General features: G+C 68.8%; 13 protein-coding genes. 4 read left to right on the forward strand and 9 right to left on the reverse strand.

All coding sequences use genetic code 11. The features are described from left to right. Positions 1 to 19: 19 nt before the first annotated feature. Complete coding sequence (locus Pph01_RS31510) at positions 20 to 808, reverse strand: SDR family NAD(P)-dependent oxidoreductase (protein WP_204076822.1); 789 nt, start codon at positions 806 to 808, stop codon at positions 20 to 22. 180 nt (positions 809 to 988) lie between these two features. Then, complete coding sequence (locus Pph01_RS31515; protein WP_204076823.1) at positions 989 to 1,336, reverse strand: hypothetical protein; 348 nt, start codon at positions 1,334 to 1,336, stop codon at positions 989 to 991. A gap of 71 nt (positions 1,337 to 1,407) precedes the next feature. On the opposite strand from Pph01_RS31515, the gene Pph01_RS31520 reads away from it, so the two are divergent. The 3 genes from Pph01_RS31520 to Pph01_RS31530 all read left to right on the forward strand — a co-directional run bounded on the left by Pph01_RS31520 (position 1,408) and on the right by Pph01_RS31530 (position 4,680). After that, a complete protein-coding gene (locus Pph01_RS31520) occupies positions 1,408 to 2,613 on the forward strand; it encodes an NAD(P)/FAD-dependent oxidoreductase (protein ID WP_204076824.1) in 1,206 nt (401 codons plus the stop codon). Then, positions 2,610 to 3,545 carry an RNA polymerase sigma-70 factor gene (locus Pph01_RS31525; protein WP_204076825.1) on the forward strand — a complete coding sequence of 312 codons (936 nt, stop codon included), beginning with the start codon at positions 2,610 to 2,612 and terminating at the stop codon, positions 3,543 to 3,545. The genes Pph01_RS31520 and Pph01_RS31525 overlap by 4 nt, the downstream gene beginning before the upstream one ends. Before the next feature lie 127 nt (positions 3,546 to 3,672). Beyond that, positions 3,673 to 4,680 carry a glycosyltransferase gene (locus Pph01_RS31530; RefSeq protein WP_204076826.1) on the forward strand — a complete coding sequence of 336 codons (1,008 nt, stop codon included), beginning with the start codon at positions 3,673 to 3,675 and terminating at the stop codon, positions 4,678 to 4,680. A gap of 49 nt (positions 4,681 to 4,729) precedes the next feature. On the opposite strand, the gene Pph01_RS31535 is transcribed toward Pph01_RS31530, so the two are convergent. The 5 genes from Pph01_RS31535 to Pph01_RS31555 form a co-directional block, all read right to left on the reverse strand. Next, positions 4,730 to 5,803: a WxL protein peptidoglycan domain-containing protein gene (locus tag Pph01_RS31535; RefSeq protein WP_204076827.1), complete on the reverse strand. Its 1,074-nt coding sequence runs from the start codon at positions 5,801 to 5,803 to the stop codon at positions 4,730 to 4,732. A 145-nt stretch (positions 5,804 to 5,948) separates the two neighbouring features. Continuing rightward, complete coding sequence (locus Pph01_RS31540) at positions 5,949 to 7,481, reverse strand: purple acid phosphatase family protein (RefSeq protein WP_204076828.1); 1,533 nt, start codon at positions 7,479 to 7,481, stop codon at positions 5,949 to 5,951. A gap of 312 nt (positions 7,482 to 7,793) precedes the next feature. Beyond that, a complete protein-coding gene (locus tag Pph01_RS31545; protein ID WP_204076829.1) occupies positions 7,794 to 8,885 on the reverse strand; it encodes a WxL protein peptidoglycan domain-containing protein in 1,092 nt (363 codons plus the stop codon). A 73-nt stretch (positions 8,886 to 8,958) separates the two neighbouring features. After that, complete coding sequence (locus Pph01_RS31550) at positions 8,959 to 10,932, reverse strand: purple acid phosphatase family protein (RefSeq protein WP_204076830.1); 1,974 nt, start codon at positions 10,930 to 10,932, stop codon at positions 8,959 to 8,961. A 127-nt stretch (positions 10,933 to 11,059) separates the two neighbouring features. Further along, on the reverse strand, positions 11,060 to 12,265 hold the full coding sequence (locus Pph01_RS31555; protein WP_204076831.1) for a HupE/UreJ family protein: 1,206 nt from the start codon (positions 12,263 to 12,265) through the stop codon (positions 11,060 to 11,062). 173 nt (positions 12,266 to 12,438) lie between these two features. Here Pph01_RS31555 and Pph01_RS31560 point away from each other — a divergent pair, with 173 nt between their 5' ends. Beyond that, positions 12,439 to 13,110, forward strand: a complete 672-nt coding sequence (locus tag Pph01_RS31560; RefSeq protein ID WP_204076832.1) for a type 1 periplasmic-binding domain-containing protein — start codon at positions 12,439 to 12,441, stop codon at positions 13,108 to 13,110. Between the two features lie 10 nt (positions 13,111 to 13,120). Here Pph01_RS31560 and Pph01_RS31565 read toward each other — a convergent pair whose 3' ends face one another. Next, positions 13,121 to 13,807 carry a hemerythrin domain-containing protein gene (locus tag Pph01_RS31565; protein WP_204076833.1) on the reverse strand — a complete coding sequence of 229 codons (687 nt, stop codon included), beginning with the start codon at positions 13,805 to 13,807 and terminating at the stop codon, positions 13,121 to 13,123. A gap of 274 nt (positions 13,808 to 14,081) precedes the next feature. Further along, positions 14,082 to 14,576, reverse strand: a complete 495-nt coding sequence (gene kilB / locus Pph01_RS31570) for a plasmid transfer protein KilB (protein ID WP_204076834.1) — start codon at positions 14,574 to 14,576, stop codon at positions 14,082 to 14,084. Positions 14,577 to 14,659 lie beyond the last annotated feature (83 nt).

Here is a 14,659-nt window from a genome sequence, read left to right on the forward strand (position 1 = left end):
GCAGGCCCCGTCGCCCCGGCTAGTCGTCCAGGCTGCCCATGGTCAGGTTGACGGTTGTCCCCGTCATCCCGCTCGCCCGGTCGGACGCCATGAAGACCGCCATGTTCGCCACCTCGACGAGCGTCTGGACCCGCCGCGGGTGGGTCGTGCCGGCGAGGTACCCGGCGAACTGTTCCCAGGTCATGCCCGCCACCGCCTTGGCGTCGAAGACCTCCCTCATCGTGCTCGTCTCGGGGATGCCGTGTGGTCGGAGGCTGACCACGCGGATGCCCTGAGGTGCGAGCTCCGCGGAGAGGTCCCGAGTGAGCGCCTCCTTGGCGGCCTGCGCCGGGCCGTAGCCTCCGTTCAGTCGCGAGCCCATCCGTGCGGGGAGCGCGCTGACGGTCATGATCACCCCTGAGTTGTTCGGGATCATGTGCCGGGCGGCCAGGCGCGCGGTCAGGAAGTACGACGTCGTGTAGGCCGCGATCGGCAGGGAGAACCGCTCGACGTCCAGTTCGGCCAGCGGGATTCCCAGGATCCCCGTGTCCGGGATCCCGATGGCGTTGAACGAGATGTCGACACGGCCCGCCTGATCGATCACGGACCGCAGGTGCCCGTCCACGGCCTGCTCGTCGAGTGCGTCGACCTCCGCCGCCTCGGCGGATCCGCCGGCGGAGACGATGTCCTTGGCGACGACTTCGACCGGCGCCGAGGAGCGTCCGGTGAGGAAGACCTTCGCCCCCTCGGACGCGAAGGCGCGTGCGACGGCCCCGCCGATCGCGCCTCCGGCTCCGTAGACCACCGCGACCTTGTCCTTGAGCAGCATCTCTGGTTCCCTCCTGTGCCCCGGGTGGGCACAGCCCGCCCACCTCGCGAAGTGAAGACCGACGGCCGGATCGCCCGGATCCGTCGACGATGCAGACACCGCGGCGTAGGGAGAATGGGCGTTCGCAGGCCGGGGATTTCGGATGGCCGGCCACCTGCTCGATGGGTCCGTGATCGGTGATCAGGCGAGGGAGAGCTCGTCGAATCGCCCGGCCAGTGTCAGGTACCGTCCGGACCAGCCGTTGCCGATGGCGAGCTCCTGCAGGCGCCCAGTGGGAGCGAACAACAGCCGAAGGTCGGACCGCCTGCTCAGATCACCCAGCCGAAGTCTCTCGACGTGGTCGCGGATGTCGGCGACGGCGGCATCCCAGTCCTCATAGCTCGTCCAGGACGTGTCATGCGGAACCGACTGGACTATGGCCAGCACCTCCTCCATGATCCGCAGGGCTTCCGTGGCCGTCGTCTCCATGTGTTCGAGCCTCGCACGGTTCTCCGCGGACACCAAGGTCTCGACTGTGACGCGGGTCACACCGATCCCGTGTCACGTACGGACCGGCAGCATCCATCTCGTGGTCGTCAGCCGAAGAGAAAGGCACGAAGATGACCACACGGCACGAAACCGGCACGGCGACCACCCGCCACGTTCTGATTCTCGGGGCGGGATACGCGGGCATGGCCGCGGCGATCCAGCTTGCGGCACGGGTCAAGCGGCGCGAGGACGTGCGGGTGACCCTGGTGAACCCCCAGGAGCGGTTCACCGAGCGGTTGCGGCTGCACATGACGGCGACAGGGCAGCGACTCGCCGAGATGAACATTCCGGAGTTGCTCGAGGGCACGGGTGCGCAGTTCGTGCGCGGCTGGGTCACGGCGGTCGACGCGGACGCGAAGACCGTGCGGATCGACGACGACCGGGTCCTGCACTACGACACGCTGGTGTGGGGCCTGGGCAGCGTGGCCGACACCGCGGCGGTGCCGGGCGTCGAGAACCACGCGCACGCCCTGAACAGCGCTCAGGATGCCGAGGTGCTCGCCGATCGGCTGGCGCGGCTCGGCAGCGGCACGGTGGTGGTCGGCGGCAGCGGGCTGACCGGCGTCGAGTCGGCCGCGGAGATCGCCGAGCGGCACCCGGAGCTGAACGTCGTGCTGCTCGGCCGCGGCGAACCCGGTGCAGCCATGAACCCGAAGGCCAGGGCGTACCTGCGGTCCGCACTTGAGCGCCTGGGCGTGCGGGTGCGCAGCGGAGTCGAGGTGGTGAAGGTGCTGCCCGACGCGGTCGAGTTGGCGGGCGGGGAGAGCGTCGCCGCCGACGTGGTCCTGTGGACGAGCGGCACACGCGTGTCGCCGCTGGCGGCCGCCGCGGGTCTGACCGTCGACGAGCGCGGCCGCATCGTCACCGACGCCACGCTGCGGTCCGTGTCGCACCCCGACGTGTACGCCGTGGGTGACGCGGCCGCGATCCGTCAGGGCTACGGCGTCATGCACGGGACCTGCCAGGGCGGCATGCCGACCGGTGTGCACGCCGCGGTGTCGATCAGCCGGGTGCTGAACGGCAAGCGGCCCAAGCCGTTCCGCTTCGGCTACTACCACACGCCGGTGAGCCTGGGACGGCACGACGCGGTCGTCCAGTTCACCCACCCCGACGACAGCCCGCGACGGGTGTATCTGACGGCCCGCATGGCGGTTCGGTATAAGGAGACGGTGTCCGCTTCCCCCTGGCCGACCTACGGCCGCATGAAGAAGATGCCCGCCTCGGGCGCGTTCTGGCCCCACGGCGGCCGCTTCACCCGCATCCGGGGGGCACGGTGACCCACCCGTCGCCTGACCACGACCAGCAGGTGTTCAACCAGCATCGCAACCTGCTCTTCTCGGTGGCCTACCGCATCCTCGGCACGGTCGCCGACGCCGAGGACGCGGTCCAGGACGCCTGGATCAAATGGTCGGCCGCCGACCGTTCGCAGGTGGCCGATCCCAAGGCCTATCTGGCGCGGATCGCGTCGAACCAGGCGCTGGAGCGGTTGCGCTCCACCCGGCACCAGAGGGAGACCTACGTGGGGCCGTGGCTTCCTGAGCCCATCCTCACCAGCGGCGACGCAGCCGAGGCGGTCACCGACGCGGAGTCGGTGTCGATGGCCATGCTGGTGGTGCTGGAGACCCTGAGCCCGCTCGAGCGCGCGGTGTTCGTGCTGAAGGAGGTCTTCGACTTCAGCCATGCCGAGATCGCCGAGGCGGTGGAGCGCTCCGAGGCCGCGGTGCGCCAGGCCGCGCACCGTGCCCGCGAGCGGGTACGGGCCCGGCGGCCGCGCTTCACCGCGGACCGGTCGCGGCAGCGCGAGGTCACCGAACGGTTCCTCGCCGCCGCGACCGGGGGTGACATCAACACCCTCATGGAGCTGGTGTCCCCGGACGTCACCCTGTGGACCGACGGCGGCGGCAAGGTCCGCCAGGCCCTGAAGCCGGTCGTGGGCGCGCAGGTGGTGGCCGCCTGGTTCGCGGCCATCGGCAAGGTCGCCTACCAGGGCGTCGAGCCGGCCGACATGAACGCCGAACTGGTCGAGATCAACGGTGGCCCGGGCATGGTGTTCAGCGGTTCGGGCCGCGTGATCGCCACCGTCACCTTCGATTTCGACGCCGAGGGCCGCATCGTCGCCATCCACAACATCGCCAACCCCGACAAACTGGGGGCGATCGCCGATGGGGTCACCCGCGACGTGGGCACGCCACCCGAGCCGCGTCGTTGACGCCTCTCGGGTATGGGCCGGCGGAGGCGGCGTTCGGGAGACACACCTCTCGAACGCCGGGTGAGCCGCCATCGCCGTGAGCGAACGCGTCGACGATCGCAGGGTCGCCGGGCGTAGATTTCCCGGCATGCGCGTCCTGTTCGCGAGCCTTGCGTCGGTCGGTCACACCTATCCGCTGATTCCGCTCGCGATCGCCGCGCGGGACGCCGGGCATGAGGTGCATTTCGCCGCCGGTGAGGAAGTGCACCCACCGCTGGCCGCGAACGGACTGCGGCCCTTCCGTCCCGCGGACTCGTTCTATGAGATCTACGCCGAGGACCTCGAACCGGAACTGGCACGGCTGCGACCCGACCTCGTCGTCCATGAATGGGGTCTGCCGGGGGCGGCGATCGCCGCGTACCGTGCCGGAATCCCCGGTGTCTGGCATGGGTTCGGCCGCATGATTCCCGAAGGCATCGGTCTGGAACTTCCCACGAAGATCGCCGAGGCTCCCGGGCGGCCGCACATCGACATCTGCCCACCGTCCCTGCAGGACAAGGACTTCCTCGCCACCGAAGAGCGGATCGAGTTGCGGCCCGTCTCGTACTCCCCGCCGGGCGCCGTGCCCGCCTGGGTCGGCCGGCGCGATTCCCGGCCGCTGATCTATCTGACGCTCGGCACCGCGTTCGGCACCCCGGAGTTGCTCACCACGGCCGTCAAGGGGCTGGCGACGCTGGACGCGCGCGTGGTGGTCGCCACTGGCCGGGTGCGCCCGGAGCAGCTGGGAGACATGCCGGACGACGTCACCGTCCAGAGCTGGGTGTCGCAGGCGGACCTGTTGCCGCATGCCGATCTCGTCGTGCACCACGGCGGCAGCGGCACGACCCTCGGCGCGCTCGCCGTCGGAGTCCCGCAGCTGATCCTCCCCCAGGGAGCGGACCAGTTCGCCAACGCCGAAGCGGTCAGCGCCGCGGGCGCCGGGCTGCGTCTTCTTCCCGAAGAGCTGATTGCGGACGCCGTCGCCGCGCACGCGGGGGTGCTGCTGCCGCGCCACGGCCGCTCAGACCACCGCGAGGCGGCCCGGGCGATCGCCGAGGAGATCGCCCGCATGCCCTCCCCGGACGAGGTCGCCCACCGGTTGCCGGAATTCGCCTAGAGGCACACGAGCCGGCACGCGGAAGTCGCCGCGCCGGGACGCCGGCCGCTCAGCGCGCCTGCGCCTCCTGGTCGTGGACCGCCTGCTCGTCGGCCTCGTGCACGCGCTCGTCCTCGCGCAGCTTGCGCCGTACGCGGTTGCGGCGCGTGAGGAGGATCACCCCGACGATGACGGCGATGAACACGATGACCAGCACCGACAGCGGCCACGGGACGGCCCAGCCGTGCGTCGTGGTCTTGACGGCGGCGAGCGGGGCGACCGAACCCGACGCGTCGGTGAGCAGCGGGAGGAGGGTGACCGTTCCTGTCAGTCTCAGCACGGGAGCCACTCCGTGTACCGGCACGGAGACCTTCCAGGTCTCGCCGGGGAGCAGTTGGGGCGAGTCAGCGATCTGCCCGGCGCGGACGTCCGAGCGCCCGAAGGGGCCCGCGACGGACACCGTCTGCCGAGCGGTGAGGATGGCGTTGCCCGTGTTGTGGATCGTGTAGGTGACGGTGGCGTCGCCCTTCCCGAACGGATTGGACGTGCCCGAGTAGCGCATCTGCAGGTCCTCGACCGACAGGCGCGGTTGGAGCTCTCCGCCCACGCGCAGACGGATCCGGATGCCGAGACGCCGGCCCGCATCGGCCCCGTCCGCTTCACCGGCCTGCGCCGGCGAGGTGACGATGCCGCCCATGTAGTCGCCGGGCGCGACGGCGTCCGGAAGGTCGAGGGTGAACGGCACCTTGACGGTCTGGCCGGGCGGGACGGTCACGTCGGGCCGGTCCGTCTGGACCCACGCACCCACCCCTGTCGACTTCGCGTCCTTGGTGACCAGGTCGAGCCGGCCGTCCTTGGAGGTGAACCCGTCGGCGGCGTACACGGCCAGACGGAGCGGGGTGGCGCCGTGGTTGACGATCACGAGACCGTCCTTGAGCTGCCCACCTGGTTCGAGGGTGTAGCTGTAGTTCTGCCGGCCCGACCCCATGTCGTTGGAGGCCGTGCTGACCGCCCAGGAGGCGTCGCCGTCCGCCGCCGCAGCGGGACCGGCCCCCATGCCGAGGAGGCCGAGCGCGGCGAGCAGCATCACGACAGTCGCCCGAGCGAGGGCTGTTGTGGTCGTACGCGGTCGGGGCGGGTGCATCTGATGATCCTCGGGCGGTATGCGAGCGGCGGGATGGAAAACGGGCGATGGGGTGGGCACCTGACGATGCCCACCCCACCAGGCGGAGCGAGCCGGATCAGCTCAACGCGACGAGCGTGAGGTCCCCGGCGTCACCCTCGGTCGACTACTGAAGCCAGGCGGCCTCAGCTGCGGCCGACGCGTCCACGTCAGCCTTGCTGTTGTTCGTGTGGATGACCACCTTGTCGACGGTGGAGCCGACGGGCTGAGCAGCGGTGGCGCCACTGTTCGGACCGCACCACGACACCTTGCCAAGCTCCACCGCGGCGTTGGGGGCGGCGCAGGTGCCGCTGCGGATGTCCTCGACCACGAGCTTGTTGCCGCGCACCTGGACCTTGACGTAGGTGCGGACGTGCTCCTGGTTCTCGACCGAGTTGGCCCAGTGGCTCTTGGGGTTGAGCGGGTCGGGACCGTAGTTCGGGTCCTCGGTGGTGTCAGGAGCGGTGAGGTCGTAGTACTTCGAACCCGACGCGGAGTTCGCCGTCACGTAGATGACGCCGCCCGGACCCTGGAACACCTCGGCGGCACCGGGCTGCTCGTCCGGGTTCGCCTTCTTGCCGTTCTTGATCAGGTAGCTACGGGAGTAGCTGTGGTCGTGACCCTGCAGGACCAGGTCGACGCCGAGCTTCGAGAACGCGGTCGGGAAGTCCTGACGGCGCAGCTGGTTGTCACCGTCGTTGGCGTGGTCGGCCGGCGAGTAGATCGAGTGGTGGTAGACGAGCACCGTGTGCTTGACACCGGCACCCTGCGTCTTGACGACGTTGGTGATGTAGTTGATGTGCGCGGCGTCGGCACCGCTGGCGTAGGCGTTGCTGTTGATGTCGATGAACAGCACGTTCTTGTACTTGAACCAGTAGTCACCGCCCGACCGGGTGTTCGCGTCGCCGTTGTAGTACGGCGCGGAACGGTCGGTGTTCGGCGTCCAGAAGTGCTGCTCGTACGCCTTGCCGCCGACGTCGTGGTTACCGATGGTCGCGGCCCACGGGTACTGCCGCAGCTTGTCGGGCGCGAGGAATGCGTCCCACTGCGTCTCGGTGTTGGCGGTCTCGACCTGGTCGCCACCCGAGACCAGCAGCTCGGACTGCGGGTCGGCGGCGAGGGCGACGTTCAGGGTGTCCATCCACCCGGCGCCGTCCTTCGCCGTGTTGCCGGACGAGCCGATCTGCGGGTCGCCGAAGAACAGGAAGTCGAAGTTGTTGCCGTTGAAGTCCTGGGTCTTGAAGGAGTACGTCGGGGACCACTGGCCCTCGACGCCGACCCGGTAGGAGTACGACGTGTTCTGCTTCAGGCTGTCGATCGTGGCGTGACCGTTGTAGCCGCCGTTGACCTTGTTCGCGGTGACCGTGGCCGGGAAGGTGACGGTGTTCGCGGGGAACTGGCCCTTGACGAGCTTCGAAGTCGGCACGATCTGGACCACCTGGGCGGTGCCGGCCGACGAGTACCAGGAAACGACGCGCTGCGACTCGTTGGCGCCTACACCGAGGACGATACCGGTGGGCGTCGCCTGAGCGTCAGCGTGGGCCGCCGTCGCCAGGCCGGTGCCGAACACTGCGCTAAGGCCCAGGACCGCCGCGGTGGCGCGCACGGCCACCTCGCGTCGGACAAGCCCGGGGCGCTGTGTCCCGTTGTCGAGCTTCATGCTGTTCCGTCCGTTTGAGGGTATTGGAGAGGTTTGTCAACATTCCGGAACCCGGTGTCGCGGAGGTGAACATGAAGAAGGTGGATCGTTTCGCTTACCGAAAGTTGTGACGATGCCTCAGATCCCGAGAACGGCTCGAGCATGGAAAATGCGCGCCAGGAGGGAGAAGCAGGCGCACTTTCCGCCATCACCGGACGACGGTCTCCATGCGCTCACGACTTCTGCCCGCAAGCATGCTCGCGCCCGCAAGTGGCGACCGCCGTACCCGGTCGGCGCTCGGCAGGCGTCGCGGCGGGCTCGTCGCCGCAGTGGTCAGTTCACCTGTGACTTCTGGTCGCGGAGCGCCTGCTCGACGGCTTCCTGTACGCGGGCGTCCTCGCGCAACTTGCGCCGTACACGGTTGCGGCGCGTGAGGAGGATCGCCAGGACGACGGCGGCGATGAGCACGATGACCAGCACCGACAGCGTCCACGGGACGGCCCAGCCGTGCGCCGTGATCTGGATCGGCTTGAGCGCGCTGGTGGACCCGGCCGCGTCGGTGATCAGGGGCGTGAGAGTCACGGTCGCGGCCAGGTCGACCGCGGGCGCCACGCCGTGGACGGGCACCTTCACCTTCCAGCTCTCACCCGGGAGCAGCTCCGGCGGGGAGGTGAGCTTGCTCGCGTCGGTTCGCAGCCATCCGAACGGTCCTGAGACCGACACCGCCTGCTGGGCCGACAACATGGCGTTGCCGGTGTTGTGGATCGTGTAGGTGATCGTGGCGTCACCGGTGCCGAACGGGTTGAACGTGCCGGAGTAGTCGACGTCGAAGTCCTCGACGGAGAGGTTCGGCTTGAGCTCGCCGCTGACCCGCAGCTTGACCCGGATGCCGAGGCGCCGATCCACGTTGATGCCTTCGGCCTCGTCGGCCTGCGTCAAGGAGGTGAGGACGCCGCCCACGTAGTCGCCGGGCGTGGCGTTGCCCGGAACGGTGACCGTGAAGGGGACCTGGACGGTCTTGCCGGGCTGGACCGTGACGCTGCCGCGGTCGGCGTGGACCCAGGCGCCGATTCTGACGGACTTCTTGTCCTTGGTGAGCAGGTCGAGCTGGCCCGTGTCGGTCGTGAAACCGTCCGCGGCGTAGACGGTGAGCGTGAGCGGGGTCTTGCTGCGGTTGGCGACGACCATGGCGTCCTTGATCAGTCCGCCGGGGTTGACGTCGTAGCTGTAGCTGGAACGGTCGGCGCCGAACCCGTTCGAGGCCGTCCTGACCGTCCAGGTGACGTCGCCGTCGTCGGCAAGTGCGGGGCCGGCACTCACACCGGCACTCACACCAGCGATCGCGAAGGCCGTGAGCATGGCCAGGGCGGCGGTGCGGACGAGGGCGCCGACGGTGGCCGTCCGGCGCGGTGCGAGCGCTTTCATGCGGATTCTCCTGGAAAGGGAGGCGGGGCAGGCCACCCGAAGGCGCCTGCCCCGCCAGGTGAAACGGATGCGATCAGCTGCTCAGGGCGGTGATCGTCAGAGTGGCGCGGTAGCCACCCTTGGTGACGCTGTCGGGGAGCTTCAGGTTCAGGTCCGCGCCCAGCTTGGCCGCACCGCGGGGGTGGCCCTGCTCGGCCGAACCGAGGCCGCGCGAGACGGACAGACCCTGACCCTGGTCGTCGTAGCCGGAGGCCACCGGCTTGGCGGCCGTGGCGCCCGCGCCACCGTCGAGGACGTACGGCGTCCAACCGAGGTAGGAGCCGGAGAACTTCTTGTCGGCGTCCTGGAAGTCGCTCACGTTGGCCGAGATCGACCAGGGAGCGAGCGAGCGGCGGCTGTCCGAGACGATGAGCGGGTTGATCTTGCCCGACGCCTCGAAGTGGTCGCCGTTGGTCTCCTTGGCGGTGCCGAGGTCGACGAGGCCGTTGTAGCCGTCGATCGTCCAGCCGAACTCGCCGGGGGCGACGTTCGGCACGTTGACCTGCAGAGCCTGGTCGTCACCGTGGTACGGGTGAACCGTGACCTTGTCGACGAGCGAGCCGACGGGCTGGCCCTCAGGGGTGTTGCTGCACGAGAGGCCCTTCTCGACCGCCGCGTTCGGGGCCGCACAGGTGCCGCTGCGGACGTTCTCGACCACGAGCTTGTCCTTGCGCACCTGCACCTTGACGTAGGTGCGGACGTGCTCCTGGTTCTGAACCGAGTTGTACCAGTAGCTGTTCGGGTTCAGCGGGTCGGCACCGTTGCCGGCGCCGCTCGTGCCGCTGCTGTCCGGCTTGGTGATGTCGTAGTACTTCGAGCCCGAGGCCGAGTTGCCCGTCACGTAGAGGACACCGCCGGGACCGGGGTACACGTCGGCGGCACCGGGCTGCTCGTCCGGGTTCGCCTTCTCACCGTTCTTGATCAGGTAGCTACGGGAGTAGCTGTGGTCGTGGCCCTGCAGGACCAGGTCCACGCCGAGCTTCGAGAAGACGGTCGGGAAGTCGACACGCCGGACCTTGTTGTCGCTGTCCTTGGCGTGGTCGGCGGGCGAGTAGATCGCGTGGTGGTAGGTGAGTACCTTCCACTTGGCCTCGTTGCCGTGCTTGTTGATGACGTCGGTGACGAAGCCGATGTGCGCCGCGTCGCCGCCGCCGTTCGCGGAGTTGTAGCTGTTGCTGTTGAGGTCGATGAACAGCACATCCTTGTAGATGTACCAGTAGTCACCGCCCGACTTGGTTCCCGCCGGGTTCCCGTTGTCGTAGTACGGGGCCGTGCGGTCCGTGTTCGGGGTGGTGAAGTGCTGCTCGTAGGCCTTACCGCCGACGTCGTGGTTGCCGATGGTGGCGGCCCACGGGTACTGGCGCAGCTTGTCGGACGCGAGGAAGGCGTTCCACTGCGTCTCGGTGTTGGCCGTCTCGACCTGGTCGCCGCCGGAGACCAGCAGCTCAGCGTTCGGGTTGGCCGCCAGCGAGACGTCCAGGGTGTCGGCGAAGCCGGCCCCGTCCTTCACCGCGTCGCCGGACGAACCGATCTGCGGGTCGCCGAAGAACAGGAAGTCGTAGTCGCCCTCGAAGTCCTGCGTCTTGAAGGAGTACGCCGGGGACCAGTTGCCCTCGGAGCCGACACGGTAGGAGTACGCCGTGTCCTCCTTCAGGCTGGTGATCGTCGCGTGGCGGTTGAAGCCGCCGCTGGTGGCGATGTTCGCCGCGCCGGTGGCGTCGAAGGTGGCGGCGTCAGCCGGGAACTCGCCGTTCACGACCTGCGCGGTCGGGGCGACCTGCACCTTCTGCGCGGTGTCGGCCGAGGAGTACCAGGTCACGGTGCGCTGCGCCTCGTTGGCGCCCACGCCGAGGACGATGCCGGTGAGGGTGGCCGAGTCGGCAGCGCTGGCGGGGGTCGCCATGCCGCTGACCGAGGCGACGGCCAGGCCCAGGAATGCCGCAGCGGCCCCAGCGGCCACGCGGCGCCGCACGGACCCGGGGGCCTGCGCGGAGTTGCTCGATGTCATCGGTGTTGTTCCTTTTGCCGATGGGTTTGGAGAGAAACGTCCATTAAGCTCTCGCCGCTGGGTAAACCGACAGTTAATTAGCTCTACCGAGTGAAATGAACCTCATAGGAACCTGTGACCTCACAGGTCACGCCCCGAGCACCCGTTCCACGAACCAGATCAGTCCCATGACCGAGACGCCCGTGGCGATCACGCCCGTAGCCCAGAGGCCGGCCCTCGGCGAACGGCGGCGCAACACGGCCAGCAGGGGGAAGACGAGAGCGATGATCGTCAGCTGCACGACCTCGATGCCGACGTTGAACACCAGCAGGGACCACAGCAGGGTCCACGACCACGCCTCGTTGATCCCCAGCGCGCCCGCGAAGCCCAGGCCGTGCACGAGGCCGAAGCAGAACACGACCGCGAGGCGGGTCCAGCCCGCGCGGTCCAGGCTGAAGTGACCGCGTCCCAGCGTGGCGATCTCGGTGGCGTGGTCGCCGCGGCGCCAGATCTGCCACAGATGCCAGCCGGCGACCGCGGCGATCGACAGCGCGATGACGGGCTCCACGATCGCCGCGGGCACGTCGACCAGGCCGAGGGCGGCGAGCATGAACGTCACGGAGTGCGCCAGGGTGAAGCTCGTGGCCGCGAGCACGATCTCGCGCAGGCGCCGTGACCCGGCGATGAGCGCCAGCAGGAACAGGATGTGGTCGATCCCGGTCAGCAGGTGCTCGGCGCCCAGGCGGAAGAACTCCCAGAACCGCTCGTACCACGACTGGGCGGTCGAGAAGGACGGGTGCGCGGCGTCGAGCGCGGCGCTGCCCGAGCGCCCGTCGAGCTCGTAGGTGAGGATCGTCTTGGTGCCCTTGACGTAGGTCTCGGCGTCGGGGAACAGCCCGCTGCGCACCTCGTGGTCGTCGCCCTGCTCAGCGCAGGACCAGTCGAGCAGCAGACGCGCGTACGGCACGCCCTCCTGAGCGGTCATCGTGAAGTCGCCGACCTGTGCCGGCGTGCAGGCCCTGCCGCCCGAGGCGACGGAGAAGCGCTCGGTGACGTACTTGACGGCCGACTGCGTGTGGGCGTTGAGCGCGGCGGCCTGTCCCTCGGTGTCCTGTGCCTCGAACGCGGCGGTTCCCGCCTTGAAGAGCGGATCGTCCTTCTCATAGTCGGCGGCCGACACGACGAGGAGGTCGTACTCGAGGTCCAGCGTCGTCCGTACGTGTCCCTCGTCGCCCGCGGCGACGTTGACGTAAACGGTCGACGTGAACCCGTGGGCGAACGCCGGCGCGGCGCTCAGCAGGGCGATCACCGCCGCGGTGACCCCGATGACGGTGCGGCGGATTAGTGGTGACAATGTGACTCCTCCAGTTGCGAGTGCACGTTGCACGTCATGGGTGAACGAGAGCCGCACCATCGGCGAACTGCGGAAAAACAAATTCCAGAACGACCCCCACGGCTTGGAGGTGGCCTGACCTGGGATAGCAGGATGGAGGCGCACCATCCGCAACCGCTCGGAGGACGATCACCTTGCGCCCCCCGTTTCTGGCCGTCGCCGCGCTGGCCGCGGCCGCAGCCCTGGTCACCGGATGCGGATCCGGCGACGACTGGTCGCAACCGCATCCCAAGCCGAGCGCCGTGGGCGCTCTCGACTCGGGGTTCATCGACCCCTCCGCCACGCCCGTGCCGGAGTCGACGGTCACACCGCGGCCCGGCTCATGGAGCGGGGTCCGCCCGTCGGAGGACTATCGCGTGGTGCTGCTCACCGCGGGTGACGACGCCCCGACCAAGGCGCTCGTGACGGCGGTCAAGGACTGGGCCGAGGACGAGGGCGTCGACCTCAGAACGGTGGTCGCCAACGGCCACACCGACCTCGTCCCCAGCATCACCAGGGCCCTCGACATGGGTCCGGACCTCGTCGTCAGCGCGGGCAACGACCTCATCGACCCCCTCGCCCTGGTCACCGCGAACCACCTGTCGCAGCAGTTCCTCGTCGTGGGCGCGGAGTTGGCCGAGCCCACCCACAACGTCACGGCGGTCGACTGGTCCGGCGCGTCGTTCCGCGGGGAGGGGCTCGGCATGTCCTCGACGTACGACGCCGGTTCGTTCACCGCCGAGCGCTGCGCGGCCGCCATCAGGGCGGGCGTCGCGGCCGTGCTCAACGACCGGACCGGGATCGTGATCTGGCTCGACCAGGTGTAGAAGCGGCCGGTCAGGCGGCGCTGCGGGGCGGGGTGGCGGTGCCGTACAGACGCCTGGCGTAGGAGGCGTACATCCGGGGGCCGACGAACGGCATCGTCAGGCGCGCCATGAGCGGCGCGAAGCGGAGAACCTCCTTGATGACCTCGGGGTCTCCCTCGTACATCGCCATACCGAAGGCCAGCGGCAGCTTCTTCTTCGGCACGCCGGCCATCGCGTGGGTGCCGAGCTCCTGCCACTCCGAGGCGGTGATGTACTTCTCCGCCAGCGGGAGGATGTGCTGCTCCTCCAGGGCGGTGTGCTCCACGAGCACCACGTTGAGCCGTTCGATGGCGTCGGCGAGCGCGTCACGGTGGACGACGTCCGCGCCGCCGCGCCAGAGGCCGGCCTCCTTGCGGACCTCCTGGTACGCCACGTCGATGGCCTCGTGATGCCCCTCCATGAGGTGCACGATGTCGGCGACCTCCGCGGACCCGCGATCCAGGAGCTTCGGCCACAGCAGCTCGTCCTCGGCCGCGTGATGGCTGTGGAGAAGGTCGGAGATGAGCTCGATGTGGTCGGCCACCAGGTCCGCCCGGCTCACGTCGCCCTCGTCGACCGCGCGGACCACGCCGGATGCCAGGCCGAACTCCCTGCGCATCAGGATGTGCGCCATGTACATGTCGCGGATGTCGGCCATGGGCACTTGCTCGATCGCCATCTTCTTTCCCCGATGATCGCCGGAGCCGTACAAGGTTCTGATGGTGTACGGCGCCTATTGGTGAACAAACAAGGGTGAAGAATGACAGGGTGCCAATATCCCAGTCAAATGACGATCCGCGCTGGTCAGGCCTATTGTTTCGGCCGTGTGAATTCTTTCTCCGGCGGAAGTGGCCTCGGTCACTCCGCGTCGGGTTCCCGATGTCCGCGCCATGAATGGCCGCTGTACGCACAGCGAAATCAACGGTGAATCGAGTGCTCGCCGATCTCCGTGGTCAACGGCTCCGGGGCCTGGCGGCCGTCAGCCGGAGCTGGTCCGACGAACGGGACACGAAGGCCTCGATGGCCTCGCGAACCTCCTCGGACCTGGCCGTGAGGGCATCCCGGTTCTCCGCGTGATGCATGTCAGTCGCGATGTTCATCGCGGTCTCGGCGAGCCTGATCACTTCGGGGTCGTCGGCGATCAGCCGCACCCGATAGAGGGCGTGCCACATCGAGGCCCGAAGCCGGGACGACTCCGCCCTCGCCTCCTTGTACTCGGCCTCCTGGCCTTCACGCCCCCGTAACATGCCGCGGCTGTACTGCGCGCCGCGATATTCGAGCGCGGCGCCGGCGAAGCCGCTGTAGACGGCCATTCTCTCCTCGCGCAACCGGGTGGCCAGAGTGAAGCGCTCGGCCCTGTCGTTCGTCATTCGCTGGAAGACGAACGTGAGGAGAGAACCCAGCAGAGTTCCGGCGACCGCGGTGAGAGCGGTGAGGACGGCTTCCACGCCCGTTAGTCGACCACATCGGTGGCCGCAGGATGCCGGAAATCGACCGAATGAGCCTGGTTCGGAATCAAGCCGTGGCCGCC

The organism is Planotetraspora phitsanulokensis (genome assembly GCF_016863295.1).
GTDB classification, from domain to species: domain Bacteria; phylum Actinomycetota; class Actinomycetes; order Streptosporangiales; family Streptosporangiaceae; genus Planotetraspora; species Planotetraspora phitsanulokensis.

Coding starts and splice junctions, on each gene's coding strand:
- Pph01_RS31510 (WP_204076822.1), bottom strand. CDS start 808: ATGCTGCTCAAGGACAAGGTCGCGGTGGTCTACGGAGCCGGAGGCGCG.
- Pph01_RS31545 (WP_204076829.1), bottom strand. CDS start 8,885: ATGAAAGCGCTCGCACCGCGCCGGACGGCCACCGTCGGCGCCCTCGTC.
- Pph01_RS31535 (WP_204076827.1), bottom strand. CDS start 5,803: ATGCACCCGCCCCGACCGCGTACGACCACAACAGCCCTCGCTCGGGCG.
- Pph01_RS31540 (WP_204076828.1), bottom strand. CDS start 7,481: ATGAAGCTCGACAACGGGACACAGCGCCCCGGGCTTGTCCGACGCGAG.
- Pph01_RS31565 (WP_204076833.1), bottom strand. CDS start 13,807: ATGGCGATCGAGCAAGTGCCCATGGCCGACATCCGCGACATGTACATG.
- Pph01_RS31550 (WP_204076830.1), bottom strand. CDS start 10,932: ATGACATCGAGCAACTCCGCGCAGGCCCCCGGGTCCGTGCGGCGCCGC.
- Pph01_RS31520 (WP_204076824.1), top strand. CDS start 1,408: ATGACCACACGGCACGAAACCGGCACGGCGACCACCCGCCACGTTCTG.
- Pph01_RS31530 (WP_204076826.1), top strand. CDS start 3,673: ATGCGCGTCCTGTTCGCGAGCCTTGCGTCGGTCGGTCACACCTATCCG.